The 20,292-nt window shown below is 45.5% G+C and carries 14 protein-coding genes; 10 read left to right on the top strand and 4 right to left on the bottom strand.

The window, feature by feature from the left end:
• Window positions 1-266: 266 nt before the first annotated feature.
• Entirely contained in the window at window positions 267-3,263 is a 2,997-nt protein-coding gene (locus H6F56_RS20350; RefSeq protein ID WP_190671848.1) for a VIT domain-containing protein, read from the top strand.
• Window positions 3,264-3,331: 68 nt separating this feature from the next.
• Here the strand turns inward: H6F56_RS20350 and H6F56_RS20345 are convergent, their stop codons facing one another.
• Window positions 3,332-4,288, bottom strand: a complete 957-nt coding sequence (locus tag H6F56_RS20345) for a potassium channel family protein (protein WP_190671845.1) — start codon at window positions 4,286-4,288, stop codon at window positions 3,332-3,334.
• A gap of 186 nt (window positions 4,289-4,474) precedes the next feature.
• On the opposite strand from H6F56_RS20345, the gene H6F56_RS20340 reads away from it, so the two are divergent.
• From H6F56_RS20340 to H6F56_RS20330, 3 genes are all read left to right on the top strand, one after another.
• On the top strand, window positions 4,475-6,667 hold the full coding sequence (locus tag H6F56_RS20340; RefSeq protein WP_190671842.1) for a caspase family protein: 2,193 nt from the start codon (window positions 4,475-4,477) through the stop codon (window positions 6,665-6,667).
• 154 nt (window positions 6,668-6,821) lie between these two features.
• Window positions 6,822-9,995 carry a CHAT domain-containing protein gene (locus tag H6F56_RS20335; RefSeq protein WP_190671839.1) on the top strand — a complete coding sequence of 1,058 codons (3,174 nt, stop codon included), beginning with the start codon at window positions 6,822-6,824 and terminating at the stop codon, window positions 9,993-9,995.
• 224 nt (window positions 9,996-10,219) lie between these two features.
• Window positions 10,220-10,402, top strand: a complete 183-nt coding sequence (locus tag H6F56_RS20330; protein WP_190671835.1) for a hypothetical protein — start codon at window positions 10,220-10,222, stop codon at window positions 10,400-10,402.
• 520 nt (window positions 10,403-10,922) lie between these two features.
• On the opposite strand, the gene H6F56_RS20325 is transcribed toward H6F56_RS20330, so the two are convergent.
• Window positions 10,923-11,126, bottom strand: a complete 204-nt coding sequence (locus H6F56_RS20325; protein WP_190671832.1) for a hypothetical protein — start codon at window positions 11,124-11,126, stop codon at window positions 10,923-10,925.
• A 216-nt stretch (window positions 11,127-11,342) separates the two neighbouring features.
• On the bottom strand, window positions 11,343-12,623 hold the full coding sequence (locus H6F56_RS20320; protein WP_199313110.1) for a hypothetical protein: 1,281 nt from the start codon (window positions 12,621-12,623) through the stop codon (window positions 11,343-11,345).
• A 323-nt stretch (window positions 12,624-12,946) separates the two neighbouring features.
• Here H6F56_RS20320 and H6F56_RS20315 point away from each other — a divergent pair, with 323 nt between their 5' ends.
• The 6 genes from H6F56_RS20315 to H6F56_RS20290 all read left to right on the top strand — a co-directional run bounded on the left by H6F56_RS20315 (window position 12,947) and on the right by H6F56_RS20290 (window position 18,655).
• Complete coding sequence (locus tag H6F56_RS20315; RefSeq protein WP_190671828.1) at window positions 12,947-14,536, top strand: glycoside hydrolase family 57 protein; 1,590 nt, start codon at window positions 12,947-12,949, stop codon at window positions 14,534-14,536.
• Window positions 14,537-14,824: 288 nt separating this feature from the next.
• Window positions 14,825-15,019 (top strand): hypothetical protein, encoded by a 195-nt coding sequence (locus H6F56_RS20310; protein ID WP_190671825.1) that lies wholly within the window; start codon window positions 14,825-14,827, stop codon window positions 15,017-15,019.
• A gap of 48 nt (window positions 15,020-15,067) precedes the next feature.
• Window positions 15,068-15,211: a hypothetical protein gene (locus tag H6F56_RS20305; RefSeq protein ID WP_190671821.1), complete on the top strand. Its 144-nt coding sequence runs from the start codon at window positions 15,068-15,070 to the stop codon at window positions 15,209-15,211.
• A 297-nt stretch (window positions 15,212-15,508) separates the two neighbouring features.
• The gene (locus tag H6F56_RS20300) at window positions 15,509-16,756 is read left to right on the top strand and encodes a pentapeptide repeat-containing protein (protein ID WP_242032101.1); all 1,248 of its coding nucleotides are present in this window, start codon (window positions 15,509-15,511) and stop codon (window positions 16,754-16,756) included.
• Between the two features lie 39 nt (window positions 16,757-16,795).
• Window positions 16,796-17,842, top strand: coding sequence for a pentapeptide repeat-containing protein (locus H6F56_RS20295; RefSeq protein WP_190671817.1), 1,047 nt, complete (start codon window positions 16,796-16,798; stop codon window positions 17,840-17,842).
• Between the two features lie 180 nt (window positions 17,843-18,022).
• A complete protein-coding gene (locus H6F56_RS20290; RefSeq protein WP_190671813.1) occupies window positions 18,023-18,655 on the top strand; it encodes a Uma2 family endonuclease in 633 nt (210 codons plus the stop codon).
• Window positions 18,656-18,879: 224 nt separating this feature from the next.
• Here the strand turns inward: H6F56_RS20290 and H6F56_RS20285 are convergent, their stop codons facing one another.
• Window positions 18,880-20,262 (bottom strand): aminopeptidase P family protein, encoded by a 1,383-nt coding sequence (locus H6F56_RS20285; RefSeq protein ID WP_190671810.1) that lies wholly within the window; start codon window positions 20,260-20,262, stop codon window positions 18,880-18,882.
• Window positions 20,263-20,292: the final 30 nt, after the last annotated feature.

Below are 20,292 nucleotides of genomic sequence, written 5' to 3'. Positions count from 1 at the left end.
AAAGTGATCTGTGTCAATCCCTCTCAAGAAAGATTAGCTAGAATCACGTCAATTATGCTGCTTTAAAAGACGCGCCGGCTCTTGATCGCTGGTTAACCGGCATTGTCTGAAGCTTAGCAACCCCCACCGGCAGCTTTTTTTGCTCTGATCAAGCCGCTTATCCGTATTTCACCTCGCGAAAACTGTAGCGGCTATTCAAGCTTCCTCGCTTGGGCACCTCATGTGCCACCCTGGCAACTCCATTAAGTCTTAAAAATCAGGCGTTTATGAGTCAATTCACTCCTCAAAAAAAACCCACCGCCAACTTCGATGGGTGCTACTGCCTCAATCCCAACTGTCAACATCCGCAAAACTTTTCCTCTGACGAAATTTGTAACAGTTGCGGCGCTCAATTACTGCTGCAAGGGCAATATCGGGCAATTGAACCTATCGGTGCTGGGGGATTTGGGCGCACTTTTCTGGCTGTGGATGAATTGCAGCCGGCACAAAAGCGATGCGCGATCAAGCAGTTTTTTCCTCAGCAAACCGGCAATACTCAGAAAGCTTCAGAACTCTTTCGTGAAGAAGCACAGCGACTCAAACAACTGGGTAACTATCCGCAAATTCCGCAAATGTTGGGGTATTTTGAGCGAAACGGGCATCAGTATCTTGTGCAGGAGTGGATTGCCGGTTGCAATTTGGCGCAAGAATTAGCAGAGGAAGGATCTTTTAACGAAACTAAAATTCGTCAACTGTTAAATGATTTGCTGCCGGTGTTGGGGTTTGTTCACAATCACCAAATTATTCACCGAGATATAAAGCCAGAAAATATTATTCGCCGACAGGCAGATAGCAAGCTGGTTTTAGTTGATTTTGGGGCGGCAAAATTGGCTACGGAGACGGCTTTGGCGAAAACCGGCACGATGATCGGTTCTGCTGCCTACACAGCGCCAGAACAAACCAAAGGCAAGGCAATTTTTGCTAGTGATATCTACAGCTTGGGTGTCACTTGCATCCACTTAATGACTCAAGTTGCACCCTTTGATTTGTTTGATAGTGGAGAAGATCGTTGGGTTTGGCGAGATTATTTGAGGAAGCCGGTGAGTCCTCAGTTAGGGAAAGTTCTTGACAAAATGCTGCAAAGTGCAACGAAGCGGCGCTACGAATCAACGACTGAAATTCTCACCGATTTAAATGCTACCCCCTCAGCGCTGTCAAAGACAAAGAATAAGGTGCTGCTAGGGGGTACGGTTATCGTCGTGGGATGGACTGCCGGCATGAATCTATTGAATACATTATTCCCGCCGCAGCCAACTTATTACAATAGCCCAGTATCGCAAGAATATAACGTGCCGGTGAAGCCAATAGCACCTCCACAGTCGGCAGGCTTATTTACTGCGGATAATCAGCAAAAAACATTTCCCTTGCAACACACAGAAGTGAAAGCCAAAATTTCTGGCAATGTGTCGCGCGTTGAAGTGACGCAGACATTTGCTAATCCCTACAAAGAACCTTTAGAAGCGATTTATACCTTTCCCCTGCCAGATGAGGCGGCGGTGGATGATATGGAAATTCGGGTGGGAAATCGCGTGATTCGTGGCTTAATTAAAAAGCGCGAAGAAGCCAAGCAAATTTATCGGCAAGCGAAACAGCAGGGAAAAACTGCAGGCTTGCTTGAACAAGAACGGGATAATATTTTTACCCAATCTTTGGCGAATATTAAACCCGGTGAAAAAATTGATGTTACGATTCGCTACACCGAAAGTTTAAAGTTTGAGGGAGGCGACTATGAATTTGTCTTCCCAATGGTAGTAGGGCCGCGTTATATTCCTGGAAACAGTGTAGCAGATGCCGCGAAACTGAATCCACCGATTTCTGCAACTCGTTCTGGGCAAGATATTAATGTCACAGTGGATATTGATGCCGGCGTTCCAATTACTGAAGTACGTTCACCTTCCCATCAAATGGCGATTCAACGTGCCGGTTCAACGATGGAGGTGAAACTTGCTGGGGAAAAGACGATTCCCAATAAAGATTTGATTCTGCGTTACAAAGTTGCCGGTGCTTCCACTCAGGCGACGGTATTAACTCAATCGGATGAAAAAGGCGGTCATTTTGCAACTTATTTAATTCCAGCCGTGAAGTACGATCCGAATCAGATTGTGCCTAAAGATGTTGTGTTCTTGATGGATACATCTGGATCTCAAGCGGGTGCGGCTATTCAGCAATCTCAGGAATTGATGCGGCAGTTTATTAATGGTCTCAATCCTGAAGACACGTTTACGATTATAGATTTTGCCAGTACCACAACGCAACTGTCCTCTAACCCTTTACCAAATACGCCGTCAAACCGTCAGAAAGCAATTGCTTATGTTAATGGTTTGAGTGCAAATGGTGGCAGTGAGTTAATGAATGGAATGAATAAGGTTCTAGATTTTCCACCGGCACCTAAAGGACGCTTGCGAAGCGTGGTTTTGTTGACAGACGGATTGATTGGCAATGACTTTCAAGTAATTGCAGAAGTTCAGAAGCGACTAAAAGCTGGAAACCGGCTGTACAGTTTTGGTGTAGGTTCTTCAACGAATCGGTTTTTAATTAACCGGCTGGCAGAGTTGGGACGAGGAACGGCTGAAATTGTGCCTCCCCATGAATCTGGCAAGGCTGTCGCACAGAAGTTTTTCCGAGAAATTAACAATCCGGTTTTAACAAATATTGAAATAACTTGGGTCGGTTCTGGGAAGCCGGCAGAAATTTATCCCCTCAAGGCAGCAGATTTATTTGCAAGTCAACCTTTAGTCTTATTTGGGCGTAAACAAGACCGCAAAAATGGGCAAATTCGCATCACCGGCACTATCGCAGGAGGTCAGCGTTATGAGAAGATTCTCAATGTGAATTTCGATCAAGTGAGTGGCAATTCTGCAATTTCACAACTGTGGGGAAGGGCACGAATTAAAGATTTAATGAATCAAATGTATGGCGCTGAAAATCTTGCCGGTGTTAAGGCAGTTACGGATACTGCACTTGCCTATCGGTTGCTATCTCAATACACAGCATTTGTCGCGGTGTCTGAAGAGGTGCGAGTTGATTCCAAGAATCCTAAACGGCAAGAGGTTGTGCCGGTTGTAATTCCGAAAAGGATGAACAAACAATTAAGTTCGGGTTCATTGCCGGCAAATGCGGATGTGCCGGAACCCAGCCAAGTTTTGGGTATGGCGGCGGGATTTCTTTTGTTAGGAATTGGTTATTCTCGGAAGCGTCGTCGGAGTAAATTTCCTGTTGATTAACTAACTAATTGAAAAGTTCGCTAAGTTCCTTGCTTTTGAAGCCGGTATTAAATGCCCTAATGCCGGCTTCAAAAAATCTTAAACTTACCCACCGCTTCCTTATACAGGGAAATAGCTAAGTCTCGGATAACTTCTTCATTCTCAAAACTATCGCCAAACTTTTTCTTCGCTGTCTCTATGCAGAATTTCATCAACTCTGCTGATTGTTCAATATGGGTTGTCATTGCCTGTTGCTGTTCGGTTGTCCACGGTTGTGCATCAAGTTCAGGACGCTTTCTTTTTTGAATTTCTTCAGAAAACCCTGAAGCAATAATCCCTGCCGGCAGCGCAAACAATCCAATTCCAATAAAAGCAAGTGCTGCACCAAATAATTTTCCCACCGGCGTCACCGGGTAAATATCTCCATACCCCACCGTTGTTAATGTCACCACTGCCCACCACATCGCCGCTGAAATGCTGGGAAATGCTTCTGGTTGCGCTTCATTTTCTACCAGAAACATGATACTAGATGCAAATATTAACAAAATAATTACCGCCACAACCGTCATAATTAATTCGTCTTTTTTGCCGTTGATAACTTTTAAAATAGTTTGTAGAGAGGCTGAATATCTAATTAATTTTAATAATCGCAACAATCGCAAAATTTCTGTTGATTCGATTAATTGCACATGGGGAAACATCACGCGCAAGAAAAAAGGAATAATCGCCATTAAGTCGATTACTACTAAAGGACTCACGGCATATTGCAATCTTCCCCAAAAACGATGTGAGTATCTAGCATCTGCTGTGCATGACCAAAGCTGCAAAATATACAAAATTGTAAAATAGATAACGGCAATTAATTCAATATTTGATAAAAATACCTCATACTTGGAGTAAATTTCTTGAGAAGTCGCCAAAACAAAATCAGTCACATCTAAAATTACTAGCACAGTTACGCTAATATCATCGAACCGGCTCAGCCAGTCCTCAGAATCGGATGATTCTAAAATTTTATAAACTCTACTCTTAATTTCTTGACTCATGTTTTAAATTCTGCTATTAAATAAAAGCAAAAGTTAATCAGTTAAACACCAAAAATCAGCAATTATAAATCCCGGTTAAATCTAAAATAATCCTAACTCAGTATTAATACTTAATAAAACTCCTTAAATTCAAAATTTCAAATGGGTGTGTCGAAAATCTGAAATCGAAATTCCTGAGGAGGAACGATGTCCCGCATCAACCGCCGTCAGTTTTTGCAATTCACCGGCTCTTTTCTCACAAGTTTAGGCTTAAGCCAGCTAGATATACAGCAGCAAGGCGACAAAATGGGTCAATTGCTGGCTCAAAGCACCCCGCGAAAACTTGCCTTGCTAGTGGGAATTAATCAATATGCTGAAGATGCCGGGTTTTCACATTTACAAGGCTGCGTCACAGATGTAGAATTACAGCGTCAACTGTTGACCTACCGATTTGGTTTTAAGCCGAAGGATATCCTGACGCTAACAGACGCGCAAGCCACACGAACCAGCATTTTAGAGGCGTTTGAAGAACATTTAATTAAACAAGCCAAACCGGGAGATGTGGTGGTATTTCACTACTCCGGACACGGTTCTCAAGTTGTCGATCCAGATAAAGATTATCCCGATGGGTTGAATAGTACCTTTGTGCCGGCAGATAGTAAACTGCCGCCCGATTATCCCGTGAAAGGCGGTGCCGTGCAAGACATTATGGGGCACACGCTATTTTTATTAATGTCGGCATTGCAAACAGAAAATGTGACGGCAGTGCTCGATAGCTGCTACTCTGGCGGGGGGACACGGGGGAATTTCCGGGTGAGATCCCGTAATGGCGGCAGACAACTCGAAGCCAGTCCGGCTGAGTTTGAATATCAGCAACAATGGCTTTCACGACTGAATCTTTCTCCAGAAGAATTTATCAAACAGCGTCGCGCCGGCGTAGCAAAAGGGGCAGTAATTGCCTCTACAAAACGCAATCAATTAGCCGCTGATGCGCCGTTTAGCGACTTTTTCGCCGGCGCATTTACTTATTTAATGACGCAATATCTTTGGCAGCAAACCGGCACAGAAGTGTTGGCTAGTGCGGTTCCGAATATTGCCCGCAGTACCACACAGCTTTCCTTCAGCCGGCAAGAACCGATTTTTGAAGTTAAACCGGCAAGCGGTAACGATAACAAACCCCTGTATTTTATCAACCGACAAACGCAGCCGGCGGAAGCAGTTGTCACCAACGTTAGCGGCGATCAAGCCACATTATGGCTGGGAGGACTCGATCCTCAAAGCCTTGCCGCATTTGGAAAAGGGGCAGTTCTCACTGTGATGGACGCCCGTGGTGGCGAACAAGGATTGGTACAGCTAGAATCTCGAAATGGATTAATTGGGCGAGGAAAATTGCTGCAAAACGCCCAAGCGGGATCACTCTTGCAGGAACGTGCACGGGGAATTCCCGCCGATGTCAGTCTCCGTATCGGTTTGGATTTGTCTATCGGTAACGATGCCGGCAGCGCCAAACAAGCCATCGACGCGATCAGACGGATTGAAGTCGTGCCGGTGCAACAAAAAGAGGTGGACTACATTTTAGGACGAATGACCGGCACCTATCGCCAAGAGTTACAGTCCAGGCAAATTCCCAATCTTCCAGCCATTGACAGTATTGGCTTATTTTCCCCCAGTTTAGAAGTGATTCCTGGTTCCTTTGGGGCTGCCGGTGAGTCGGTGAGTGCTGCGGTGAGCCGGTTGCAAGCTAAACTCAAATCACTCCTCGCTGCCCGAATTGTCAAACTCACCCTTAATAGTAATTCCTCGCGGCTGAATTTAGTTGTCTCCATGACACCAGAAAATCAAAGCCAAGTTTTAGCGCAGTCATTCACGGCGCGGGGTGGGGGACAAACCAGAGTTCAGCCAAAAGTTACGTCAACTGTTACGCAATTACCACTACAAACCCCGATTCAATTTCAGATCGAGAATAAAGAATCGCGCGATCTTTATCTCAGTGTATTGGTGATTGATTCTAGCGGTGAAATCTCAGTTGTTTTCCCCAATCAGTGGACAGCATCTGATGACGTAACGCGGGTGAGTGCCGGCCAAACTCTGGCAATTCCCGATGCAAATAAAGATGGATTTAAACTGATTACCCAGGAACCCAAGGGGATGACTGAAGTGTTGATTGTTGCCAGTAGTTTTCCTCTACGAAAAGCACTTCAAGCATTGCGCCAATTATCCTCCCAAACAGGAGTAGATCGCGGCCCTGTAGCTTTAAATCAGCCGACAGAAGTAATGGGCGATTTATTGGATGACTTAGGAGAAACCACTCGCGGTCTGCCGGCGGCAATTAATCCTGCCGTTCGTGGCATCGATACAACCCAAATGGCAGCACTCTCAATCACTTTTGAAGTCGTTTAAACCATAAATTTCTCTACGAAAAAACAAATTAATCTGTATATGCCTAACGGCCAACAGATGAGTTATGGTGTGTCTAAAATAAATTGAGAGTTTAAGGTTTTTACGCGATTTTTCATGACTACTTTGCTTTTAACCCTTAAAGATTAACTTTTGTATGCAACCCCAAAAAATAGTTTGTAGTGCCATCATCACTCTTCTATCTACTCTTACGCTCACTCCTGAATCGCTGAGCGCTCAATTAACCCAAAATTCCCATTTAAAACTTCAAAATGGTATAATTTTAGCACAAATTCCTAATAACCGTGAAGCAGAAGCATCACAACTTCTGGAGCAAGGTACTCAGCAGTTAAAAGCTAATCAAGTTGAAGCGGCGATTGAATCTTGGCAGCAAGCCCTAACTATCTATCGGCAACTTAAAAACCGACAAGGAGAGGGATGGGCTGTAGGTAACCTCGGAGCTGCTTACTACAGTATTAATAACTACAATAAAGCAATTGAATATTATCAGCAAAGTTTAGCCATTGCCCAAGAAATCAATGACCCAAAGGGGCAACTATACGCTCTTGGAAATTTAGGAATTGCTTACAAGGATTTGGGCAATTATGAAAAGGCGATGGAGTATCACGAGCAAGATTTAGCGCTGGCCCGAAAGCTTGGAGATAAATCGGGTGAGGGATCGGCACTTAATGATTTGGGAAATGTATACAAAGCTTTGGGAGACTATGTCAAAGCCCTTGAGGCGTACGAGCAAAGTTTAGCATTTGCACGAGAAGTCAAAGATCGCCAGGGCGAAGCGAATGCGTTGGGCAGTCTTGCAGTTGTTTACAAGAATTTTGGCAATTATACCAAAGCAATTGAAAATAACGAGCAGACGCTCATAATTATGCGAGAAATTGGCAATCAGAGAGGAGAAGCTATCATTTTATCAAACTTAGGCGATGATTACTATGCACTAAGCAATTATCCCAAGGCGATTGAAATGTATGAGCAAAGTTTAGCGATCTTTCAATTTATTAAACATCGGCTGGGAGAAGCGAACGCTTTGGGAAATTTAGGACGCACCTACAAAGCACAAAGCAACTATCCCAAGGCAATAGAATTTTACCGGCAGACTTTAGATATCTCGCGAGAAATTGGCTATCGCAGTGGTGAGGCAACGACACTCAACTTGTTGGGAACGGTTTACCACGATCAAGGTGATGTGACTCAAGCGATTAATTTATATCAGCAGAGTTTGATCATTGCGCGAGAAATCCGCAATCCTTCTAGTGAGGGCACTGTTCTGGGAAATTTGGCAATTGCTTACCAGGAGTTGGGCGAGTATGCCAAGGCAATTGAACAATACGAGCAGACTTTATCAATTATGCAATCCCTAAGCGCTCGCCAGGAAGAGGCAACAGTGCTGGGCAATCTCGGAACAGTCTATTTTGAAGTGGGAGACTATGCCAAAGCAATTGAAAAGTACAACCAACACTTAGCGATTGCTAAGGAAATTGGCGATCGCAATGGGCAGGGAACCGCGCTGGGAAATTTGGGAATTGTTTACCGCAAGATAGGCGAGTATGCTAAAGCGATTGATTACCACGAGGAACAATTGGCGATTGCTAAAGAAATTGGCAATCGCAGCGCAGAGGGGACGGCTTTGGGACAGATCGGTCTTGTTTACGATGACCAGAGTGAGTACGCCCAAGCTATTAATTACTATAAGCAACATTTGGCGGTGGCGCGAGAAGTTGGTAACCGGCTGGGGGAAGCAAAGGCGCTAGGAAATATGGGATTGGCTTATCATTTCTTAAATGATTATCAGAAAGCTATAGAATATGATCGGCAGAGTTTGGAGATTGTCAGGGAGATTAAAAATCCGATTTCAGAAGGGTCTATTCTAAATAATTTAGGGCTGTCCCTCTTTCGATCAGGAAATTTACCTGAAGCCGAAAAAACGCTGCTTGCCGGCATTCAAGTTTTAGAATCTCTCAGAGCCGGTTTAAAAGATAATGATGCGTTTAAAGTGTCAATCTTTGAAACCCAAAGAAATACTTACACGACTTTAGAACAAGTTTTAATCGCTCAAAACAAACCCGAAGAAGCGTTAGAAATGGCAGAGCGGGGGCGAGCTAGAGCATTTGTAGAATTACTGGCAGGCCGGCTATCTCCTGAAACTGCTGATCAAATTGCGCCGCCGAATATCGAGCAAATTAAACAAATAGCTAAGCAGCAAAATGCGACGCTTGTGGAATATTCAATTATTAATGATGATTTCAACGTTAAAAATAAACAAAGTTATCAAGAATCAGAATTATTTATTTGGGTGATTAAGCCAACAGGTGAGGTGGCATTTCGTCGAAGCGATCTCAAACCGCTATGGCAACAACAAAATACGTCTCTTTCCCAACTTGTTACTAACAGCCGAGAGTCTATAGGTGTTCGGGGTCGCGGCTTGGGAACCATTGCGAGAGTGAGTGAAACTGAGCAAGCAAATCGGCTGCAACAACTCCATCAGTTACTTATTTCACCGATTGCGGATCTTTTGCCGGCAGATCCAGAAGCCCGTGTAACATTTATCCCACAAAAACAACTATTTCTGGTTCCTTTCTCCGCGCTACAAGATCAAGCCGGCAAATACCTCATTGAAAAACACACAATAGTCGTAGCGCCGGCAATTCAAGTGCTGGATTTAACCCACCGACAACGGCAACAAATTTCAGGGACAAATACGCTGGTTGTCGGCAATCCCACGATGCCAAGTATTTCGTTAAAACCAGGAGATCGGCCCCAGCAGTTATCGAGTTTACCAGGGGCAGAACGGGAAGCCTTGGCAATTGCTCAAATGCTCAACACTCAAGCAATCACCGGCGCTGCTGCCACGAAGGAGGCGATTACGAAGCAAATGCCTGCGGCACGGCTGATTCATTTAGCAACCCACGGCTTACTGGATGATTTTCAAGGATCGGGCGTACCGGGGGCAATCGCACTCGCCCCTTCCAAGGGGGATACGGGTTTGCTCAGTGCCGGTGAAATTCTCCAATTGAAACTTAATGCTGATTTAGTCGTCCTCAGTGCTTGTGATACGGCTGGGGGACGGATCACCGGCGATGGGGTTATTGGATTATCTCGGGCTTTGATTGCTGCCGGTGTGCCTAGCACGATTGTCTCTCTGTGGGCGGTTCCAGACGCCCCAACCGCATCCTTAATGACTGAATTTTACCGGAATCTGCTGCAAAAGCAGGACAAAGCCCAAGCCCTCCGCAGCGCCATGCTTACCACAATGCAACAATACCCCAATCCCAAAGACTGGGCTGCTTTTACCCTGATCGGTGAGGCATTATAAGGCCGATTTCACCTTCAATTTCTTCTTCCTTAACCGAGTTTGGTGCCACTAGCCTAGGTGGCAAATTGCCAAATTTAACACAGCCAGACTAGAAATTGCCACACCCAGTATGGATTTTTATGTAAAATTGTTGACATTATCGAAAAGAGGACGTGAAATAGAAAACCGCAAGAGACTGGCGAGAGCGCTGCCCAACACCATAGCAGAAGGAGAGTTAATCAACGATGAGAGAAGTTCTTAGCATTTTCACCCCTGTGATTGCCACTATCGCAACGGCTTACATTATGGCAGTGTTATGTCTTGTACTCCCGGAAGTGTTTGGGGTTTTAGAGGGCATTCCACAGTGGATGTGGACAGCGCTTTTGCTGTCGTTAACAATATCAGTCTATAAATATCGCTGCTATTGAGGGATACTACAGTTGCCTAAAAAGCTGTTGAGTTCGCTTCTTAGCTGGTTCTAATGTTTTCAAGGGGCTATCCATACATTTGCCCCTAGTTTTTTGTGTGAATCTTGGTTGATTAAGCTTAAAGTTACTTTTTACTTTGTATGATTAATGTCATACATTTTATCTTGATATCTGTATATGCCTGCCGGCACTGTGCACTATCATCTGCGTTTATCTACGTCGGCAGGTGGAACTTTAATGAGCAGCAAAGCACATTCCAGTTTCACCTGCGGTTAAAAAAATTATCAAGTCTATTTAACGTCGATCTAACACTTGGCGCTCAAACGTACTAAGAAAAAAATAAGAGTGCCGGCTGCAATCGTACTCGATTCAAAAAGAAACCATAATCGTTTACTTGCAGCCTCAAAAATATTTCCCTAAAAATTCAACGCAGCCCTAGGGAAAACAACCAACTCTTTTACAAATTCCTTAAACTTTCCAGCAAATTTAAGCGCTGACAATTTAATAGAAATCGGCACATTTAATCGACAACTCTGAGCAACCCTCTGCGTAAGGCGTCGAACACACGATCAATCTGCTGTTGCTCTTGTGCTGTGAGTGTGTCCTTGGATAGCAGCGTCTTCATAAATAATTGTTGATCGGCGCGTGTAATCCGGTAAGACGTAAAAATTTTCTTGATGACTTGTTCGAGACTAGATTCGGGTAAATGCGCTTGAGTTTGCATAGGACTACCGCAATACTAAGGTTATCCTTACGTTTATTAAATATTCCTCATCGCTGATTGCCGATTAGGTAGTCGGTAGTGCAGCACAGAGGCGAAAGAAAGAGGAGTACGCTTGCTGGGGCCAAGGAGAAATTGCTTAACCCTTCACATTTCAAACTTAACTCTTCACTCTTCCTTATTGTGCTCATCTCTACGCAAGGCTTCGCATCCGTGTAGTTACTGGATTGCATCAATTTTGGTATTTAATTTTGTTGTAATGGTGGCGATGACTTCAGCTTCTGCCGGCGAAGTAATTTGATCGAGTTTAACGATTTTGGCGCACTGCCCTAGCAGCGCCACCGCAAAATCACGATTAAGCCGCTCAAGCAGTGCCTCTAAAGGTTGAGGGGATTGCAAATTGGTAGAAATGACCGCTAGGGAAGCGGGACTGAGGTTTAGCGGTTGCAATTCCGGCACAATGTCTTCGGGAGATTTCCCCGGATTGCCGGCTAAAATCAGGTGGGCCAAAATGCCATCCATAATCGCTTGTTGCGCTAGCGCCACCTCTTGATATTTCTCGCTCTCCGCCTGAGTTTCCGAGATGGTTTCTTTAGAAGTCAGTGGGTTTTGCTTGGCTTCGTAGAACCGGCACGCCGCATATCCCAGTGAATACAACATCACCGCATTCGCACTCGCACCAATTGCCGCACCGGCTGCCGGTAATGTCCGCAACAACCCCAAGCCGGCTTTAATCGCCCGTGATCCGCCTAGCGCCAGCCCGAAAATTGCCAAAACTTCCCCCTTACGTGCCGGATCTTGTAACTCCATCCCATAAGCTGCAGCGATTTGATACACCATTTCCGCTTGTAATAGCGTCGTTGTCATTAAATCAACCCCCAAGGTTGCCGCCGCCACCCCAGGCACCAAACTCGTCACCAATCCAATGCCGCCGGCATAAAACGACTTCTCCAGCATCAAATGATGGGCAATCTGACTCGGTGATTGATTCGGATGTTTTTGCTTGAGCTGTTGCACTGCCTCCTGCGCTTTCACCACATCCACGCGATCCACAATTCTCACCAACCAATCCACCTGCAACACCTGAGTGGCATATCGCAACAGTGGGTTATCTCCCACAAAAGCAACCGCAACCCCGGCACCTTGCGCCGCTTGAGAGAACATCTGTTGTGTTTGTTTGGCAGCGGCTTCTCCCGCATTTGCAACCGCCTTACCCGCTTGAGATGCCTTATTTCCAATGGCTTCTCCTACGTTTGCAGCCGTTTGCACCACCGCCTTACCCGCCTGGGATGCTTTATTGCCGATTGCGCCTCCAACGCCGGTTACTTTCTCCGTGACAGACTCCCAAACCGAGTTTTTTTCATCTGAAGATGAATCTGCCGGCACCTCAGTAATTTTGCGAGACTCGTCTGCCGGCTTGTTACGATTGGGAATCTCATCATCTGCCGGTGAGTTTGCCGGTTGATTTGGCTCAAATGCTGGATGCTGGTTATCGCTCATATCAATTTTGGATGAGTGTGTTTTACATTTGGTCTCATGGCTACAAGCATTAGTTGGGAAGGATCTCAGCTTTGTGTTTTCTAAATTACATTAATTGATCGGATTTTATATTATTAGCTATCCCCTGATTTGATAGATGGAAATCCCTCGCTGACAACACTCACAATTTAAGAGTGAGTCATCTATCTTAGGAAACATTTTTTAGCTGAAATTTCAGCCGGTGATGGCTCTTTAGTTCCCCTTTCATCTTAAAATCTTTAAATATTGTAAAATCCCCCGGCTCCTAATCGGTTCTGCATTTAACCACGATCCTTGAGTAATTTATGGCTATTGGCTACCTCGCCCTTGTTTTACACGCCCATCTTCCCTTTGTCCGACACCCTGAAAGTGATTATGTATTAGAAGAAGAATGGCTATATGAAGCCATCACAGAAACCTACATCCCTTTACTGCGAGTATTTGAAGGATTAAAGCAAGACGGCATTGACTTCAAAATAACCATGAGCATGACACCGCCATTGGTGTCGATGCTGCGTGATCCACTGCTACAAGAACGCTACGACAAACACTTGGCCCAACTTGAAGAACTGGCCGAGAAGGAAGTCGAACATAACAAACATAATGGCCATATCCGCTACCTTGCCGAGCACTACGCCACAGAGTTTCACGAAACTCGCGAGTATTGGGAGCATCATAAAGGCGATCTTGTTAGCGCCTTCAAGCAGTTCTCAGACACTAACAATCTAGAAATCATCACCTGCGGGGCAACCCACGGCTACCTGCCGCTGATGAAAATGTATCCCCAGGCAGTTTGGTCGCAAATTCAAGTTGCCTGCGAACACTACGAAGAAAACTTTGGCCGGCCTCCTAGAGGAATTTGGCTGCCGGAATGCGCCTACTATGAGGGGCTAGAACGGATGCTTGCCGATGCCGGCTTGCGTTACTTCCTCACTGATGGCCACGGCATCCTATATGCACGTCCTCGCCCACGCTTTGGCACCTACGCCCCCATCTATACTGAGTGTGGCGTCGCTGCCTTCGGTCGCGATCATGAATCCTCACAACAAGTTTGGTCATCTGAAGTCGGCTATCCCGGTGCCGCAGAATATCGGGAATTTTACAAAGACTTGGGTTGGGAAGCGGAATACGATTACATCAAACCCTACATCATGCCCAACGGCCAGCGGAAGAACGTTGGCATCAAATACCACAAGATCACAGGCCGAGGGCTAGGTCTAGGAGATAAAGCGCTTTACGATCCTTACTGGGCAAGGGAAAAGACTGCTGAACACGCCGGCAACTTCATGTTCAACCGCGAACGCCAAGTGCAACACCTGCACGGCATCATGCAGCGTCCCCCCATCATCGTTTCCCCCTACGACGCTGAATTATTCGGTCACTGGTGGTACGAAGGCCCTTCGTTTATCAATTACCTGTTCCGCAAGAGTTGGTATGACCAAGGGACATACAGCATGACCCACTTGGCCGATTACCTGCGCGAGAACCCCGCTCAGCAAGTCGCCCGTCCTTCCCAATCGAGTTGGGGTTATAAGGGTTTCCATGAATACTGGCTCAATGACACCAATGCCTGGGTTTATCCCCATTTGCACAAAGCCGCAGAACGGATGATTGAGCTGGGCAAGCTTGAGCCGGCAGATGAGCTGGAGTGGCGAGCACTTAACCAAGCAGCGCGGGAAGTCTTGCTAGCACAATCTTCTGACTGGGCCTTTATTATGCGAACCGGCACGATGGTGCCCTATGCCGTGCGCCGGACGCGTTCACACCTGATGCGCTTCAATAAGCTCTACGACGAAATCAAGATGGGCAAGATTGATAGCGGCTGGCTAGAAAAAGTCGAAGAAATCGACAATATCTTCCCCAAAATCAACTACCGCGTTTACCGGCCTTTGTAAGAAGGGCATGGGGCATGGGGCATGGGGAATTGGGAAAATTTAAGTGTTCTTCCACTCTCCCCCGCTCAAAACTAGGACTCAGGACTCAAAAGCTCAGGACTCAAAAGCTCAGGCTTCCTCAATACCAGCGAGGGAGCCTCTTTCATGTTTGCCTACCCTTTCCTGAGAAAATATTAAGTTTTGTTGCAAAAACACATTCTGTAAAAATTTATACAGAATTTGCTGATATCTTAAATAGAGAAGGCAAACAAGCCCATCTTTTTATCAGGAAATCAGGAGGAACCGAGAATGTCCACTCAAGATCAAGCGCGTGCGTTGATGATGCGTCACCACCACCAGATCAAGAACCGGCAGCAGTCGATGCTCTCCCGTGCAGCGGCAGAAGTTGGACTCGAAGCCGATGACTACTGGAGCAACATTCAAGGCAAACCTCACTCCAGCTTCTCTGTTTCCTACGACCGCTCTCATTCGACGATGAGCTAATTTTTATCTCTTTATTGCATTACATTGACTACACCGGAGGAATTTAAAATGTCTACTCAAGATCAAGCTCGCGCCCTGATGATGCGTCACCAGCACCAAATCAAAAACCGGCAGCAGTCGATGCTTTCGCGCTCAGCAGCAGAAGTTGGACTCGATGCAACTCAAGTCAACAATCTGCCTGCTGTTGAGTAAGCTGTAATTGCTGTAATGCAGTTGTAGGATCGTTGCTTGGATTTTGCCTCCTAGGTTTGCATCTTGATCGGGCAGCCGGCTGATGCATCTAGCTAAAAAAACAATTAAATCACCCAGATCAATTGAATAACAAAACCAATCGAGGGCGTCTTCTCCAGCAGGAAGCGCCCTTAAATTTTTTTGTCTTCAAGAATTCACGATCTAGCTGATCACAGTCCATATCAAGTGTGAGGCTGCTTTTGGATTAAGCTAAATTTGGATATCTAAGATGTCCTAAAGACAAATTTTGAATGGGCGATGCAAGAACTTCTCTCCTCCATGCCTCAGCCAGACTGCTTATCAATGAATTTAACCGGCATCCCTAGAAAAACCGGCTCAGCTGGCACCGAGCAAATTGACTTATCGGTAACCCTCAACTTCGATGAATCGTGGCAGTCGGTGTTGGAGGGGCGCTTCAAATTTGGCCTGCTCCGGGGCCGGCTAAGACTGAAGCTCGAAAACTGCAAAATGCTGCAAGAGTCGCAGCCGGAAGCCGGCAGTGACCTGGTAACGCTGATAGACGAGCCGGCAGAGGAAAAGCCCAATCCCTGCCAGTGTCAGGTGATCACCGGCGGCGGTGAGACAGAACCCAGCTGGATATTTGCGATTCCATCTAGCCAAGCTGTGCTCCAAGGTTCTCTCAAGAATTTCCATTTGGGAACGTTGCAAGTCACCAGTTTGCCTTGCCAAGTGCAAGCGATCTTTGATGTGTTGCCGGCAGATACACAAATTACTGAAATTGAGGGATTGTGGCCCCCTGAAATCAGCCCAAACAAACTTTCTATTTTAGAAAAAAAATTGACAGGGGCAATTGTTGAGTTTAACCTCAAGCCTTCTCTCATTCGGGTGGCGGCGCTGCAATATACTTCGCTGCAAGAACAGTCATCTTGGAGTAGTAACGGCAGTGAAGATTCTGCCATCGCGCCGGCTGAACTTGCAGAAGTTATTGACAAGATTGTTGCAACTCAAACCAATGATTTTTTAGAGTTGGCAAAACTGGCGGAACTCAATCCCGCTGAAGATTTTGCCGGTGCAAATTTGCTAGGCGTAACCTTAGTGGGTGTGGATTTGAGTGGGGCAAATCTTGTTGGGGCAAACCTGCGGGGCGCGCTGCTCAATGATGCGGATCTGTGCAGTGCAAATTTAAGCGGGGCAAATCTTGCCGGTGCCGATCTCAGCGGTGCTTTGTTGAGTGATGCAAACATCATGAATGCGGATTTGCATCTGTGTGGGTTAGCTTTAGCAAATTTGAGCGGGGCGAATCTTGCCGGCGCAAATTTGAGGGAGGCAAGTTTGAGCAATGCAAATTTGAGTGGGGCGAATCTTAGCGGGGCAAATCTGACGGATGCTGATTTAAATCATGCGGGATTGGTGTTAACAAATTTTGCCGATGTTGAGCTTGCCGGTGCCAATGTAGAAGGGGCAAGATTTCGCAATGATTCTGGAATTTCCAGACAAATGCAGGAAACATTGCAAGAACGTGGTGCGATTTTTGAGGATTTATAAATTGGGATACTGCTGATTTTATTAGGGTGTTTGTGAGATATGAATGAAGCCGATGTATTGCTGAAACAAGGGATTTCACAATATCAAACAGGAGAGTTTGAAGCTGCATTACAGTCTTGGCAACAAGCACTGGCAGCCTATCAAAACATTCCTGATCGCCGTAAGGAAGGGGCGGCGATGGGAAATTTGGGGGCGGCTTACCAGGCTGTCGGAAATTTGACAGAAGCGATCGCTTGTTATCACCGGCATCTGGAGATCGCCCTGGAAATTCAAGACAGGCGCGGAGAGGCGAATGCGCTGTTGAACCTAGGAAATGCTTTTTATGCGTTTGGAGAGTTCGCCGCTGGTATGGAATACCAACAGCGGCGGCTGGAAATGGCGCGGGAAATGCAAAACCGGCTTGATGAGGGGCAAACGCTGGGAAATCTAAGATTAACTTACCAGGCTTTGGGAGAGGATGAGCCGGCGAGGGAGTGTCATCAAGCGCAGCTAGAAATTGCACGGGAGTTGTTTTTAGCAGGGACAGAAACGGATTTCGTGGCGCTGGCGGAAAGTTTGGGGTTGAATGCGGCTGAGGATCTTGCCGGCGCTGATTTGAGCGGTTTTAATTTGCACTATGCCGATTTGTGTGGGGCTAACTTAATGGGTGCGAATTTAACAGGTGCGAAGTTAACATTAGCTGATCTTGCCGGCGCGAATTTAAGCGGGGCGAATTTATCGGATGCTCAATTGGTAAATGCAAATCTTGCCAGTGCGGATCTGAGTTTGGCTAATTTAATTGGGGCTGATCTTCGTACAAATCTTAGTAGCGCCAATCTTACCGGCGCACAGATGAATGAGGCAAATTTAAGCAGTGCTTATTTAAGCCGTGCAAATCTTGCCGGTGCTCATTTGCTTGGTGCTAATTTAAAGGATGCGGATCTGACGGGGGTGAATCTTGCCGGCGCTGATTTGAGTGGTGCTGATTTAACGCGGGTGAATTTCACAAATGCAAGGCTGGAAAAAACTCGCTTTGCCGGCAATTCAGGAGTTTCTGAGGAAATGAAGCGAGAATTAAGCCAACGTGGCGCAATTTTTGAAGAGTAATTTTGTGTTCGGGCTGCAATGGCCTTGGGATGCCGGTGTTAAACTATGGGTTAAAGATTCTCTTCTCAATCTTTCACGGATTGTCTAGCTATGACTATTGCCTTGTTTCCCAGGTTTATCGCTGAATCTAGCTGAAGTTTTTCTTGTGAGCCTTTAATAAAACTAACTTAAATTAATACTATGATCGGCACCACCCTCACTCCACCCGAACAAAGAATTGAACTATCAGATATCAGTTGGAAAACTTATGAAACTCTGCTAACTGAATTGAGTAGCCGGCGTTTGCGCCTCACCTATAATCGTGGCACACTTGAAATTATGGTTCCGTCCCCTGAACATGAACGTTACAAAAAAATAGTAGGTCGATTTGTTGAAACATTAGCTGAAGAATTAGAAGTTAAAATTGAACCTCTTGGTTCTACGACTTTTAAATATCCTGAAATTAGTGGTGCCGAACCCGCTGAATGTTTCTACATCCAGAACATCAGCGCAGTTAAAGGCAAAAAGAGAATTGACTTAAATCAAGATCCGCCACCAGATTTAGTGATTGAAGTTGATATTACGAGTAGTTCTCAAAATCGCTTTCAAGTCTATGCAGATATGGGAGTCTTAGAAATTTGGCGATATGATGGTAATGCTTTCAGTATTAATATCTTACAAAATCAGGAGTATATTACTAGCCGGCAGAGTTTAGCCTTTCCTAATGTGCCGGTTGGGGAAATCTCCAGATTTTTAGAGGAAGCAGAAACAACAGACTATTTAGAATTGATCCAGGCATTTCGCAAGTGGGTGAAGAGTCAAATTCAGGAATGAGTAGGAGTGTTAAGTCAATTTTTAGGATTTTTAGCTTTATCCTAATGTAGCCGTCTCTTTGGGAGATTGTGAGTTCTGAGAAGATTGGGCCTTGTTTGGCAAATTGCTTAGGTTATACTTGGATCATATTTTTTAGATTTTATAAGTTTGTTGTCTAATCATGAAGGGAAAAATAACTTTATTTTCTTCAACCCAATTAAAGTTATTTTTCTGAATTAATCAAGTCAATTGGCTCCAATCAAATCCTCAACTTCTTCGGCTTTATTCGGCAAAGCTGCTGTCAAAATTTCAGTGCCTTTTTGTGTGACTAACACATCATCTTCTATCCGAATTCCGCGCACATCGGCGAATTTTTCTAACTTATCCCAATTCACAAGATTCTGATGTTTTGAGCGTAAAGTTGGATCATTTAAAATCGCCGGCACTTGATAAAATCCTGGCTCAATCGTAACTAACATTCCCGCACTCAACAGGCGATTTAAGCGGAGATAGCCTAAGCCAAAGCGATGACTTCTGACTCGATCTTCTTCGTAACCGGCCAAATCTCCCAAATCTTCCATATCGTGGACATCTAAACCGAGTAAATGTCCGATTCCGTGGGGGAAAAATAAGGCGTGAACATCCATTTCTACTAAATATTCAGCGGAACCGCGCAAAATCCCTAAATCGACTAATCCTTGGGCGATAATTTGGCAAGCAAGGAGATGTATATGCCGGTAATCTACGCCAGGGCGGATCTTTTCAATACAGGCATCATGGGCGGCTAAAACTATGTCGTAAATATCGCGCTGGGTAGGGGAAAATTTGCCGGAAACCGGCCAGGTGCGAGTGACATCGGCTGCCCAGCCTAAAGTTGTTTCTGCGCCGACATCTGCTAACATTAAATCGCCCGGTTGTAGGGGGTGGTGATATTGATCATTGTGCAAAACTTCTCCGCAGACAGTGACAATGCTGGAATAAGAACAGCCCATATTCTGTGATATAATATGGCTCTCCATTGCAGAACGAACACCGGCTTCTATTTTGGCCGTCTGTGTTGCTCTCATTCCGGCTTTGTGCGCTTCCACTGTGACAACACCGGCTTGTCGCAATTCGGCTAAGGCAGCATCATCATGAGTGAGGCGCAGAGAGATGATTGCTTTGGTTAATTCTAAATCAATTCCTTCGGGAGAATTGGCAGGAAAAATAGGCCGATTTAATACTTGAGACTGTTGCTGTTGGGTTGCCATATTTTGCACAGCAATGGTGCCGGCATCATTAGCGCGGGATGGCAATTCTGTCATGGGAAATGCGGCATCTGCACCAATAACGGCAGCAATTTCATCACGTTTGGGCATTTCTCCATGCCATAGCGCACTATCAGTCGGCGCATCATCCATAAACAGTTCTAATTTACCGGCTTCTAAGCGAATTGCGGCATTTTCTATTGGCAAGCCGGCAAAATAAAGAAAGTGACTGCTGGCGCGAAAAGGATAAGTATTGGCGGGAAAATTGCGGGAACAACTGCGTCCTGACCAAAGAATAACCGGAAAATCAATTAATTTGGCTAACTGCTGCCGGCGGCGACGTAGTGCCGGTGCCATAGAGAAATCTTTAGGAATGTGCATAATAATGTCAATGACAGATTGGGTATTTTA

Origin of the sequence: Microcoleus sp. FACHB-672 (assembly GCF_014695725.1) — a bacterium.
GTDB lineage: Bacteria > Cyanobacteriota > Cyanobacteriia > Cyanobacteriales > Oscillatoriaceae > FACHB-68.
This window is presented reverse-complemented; position numbering and strand designations above follow the sequence as displayed.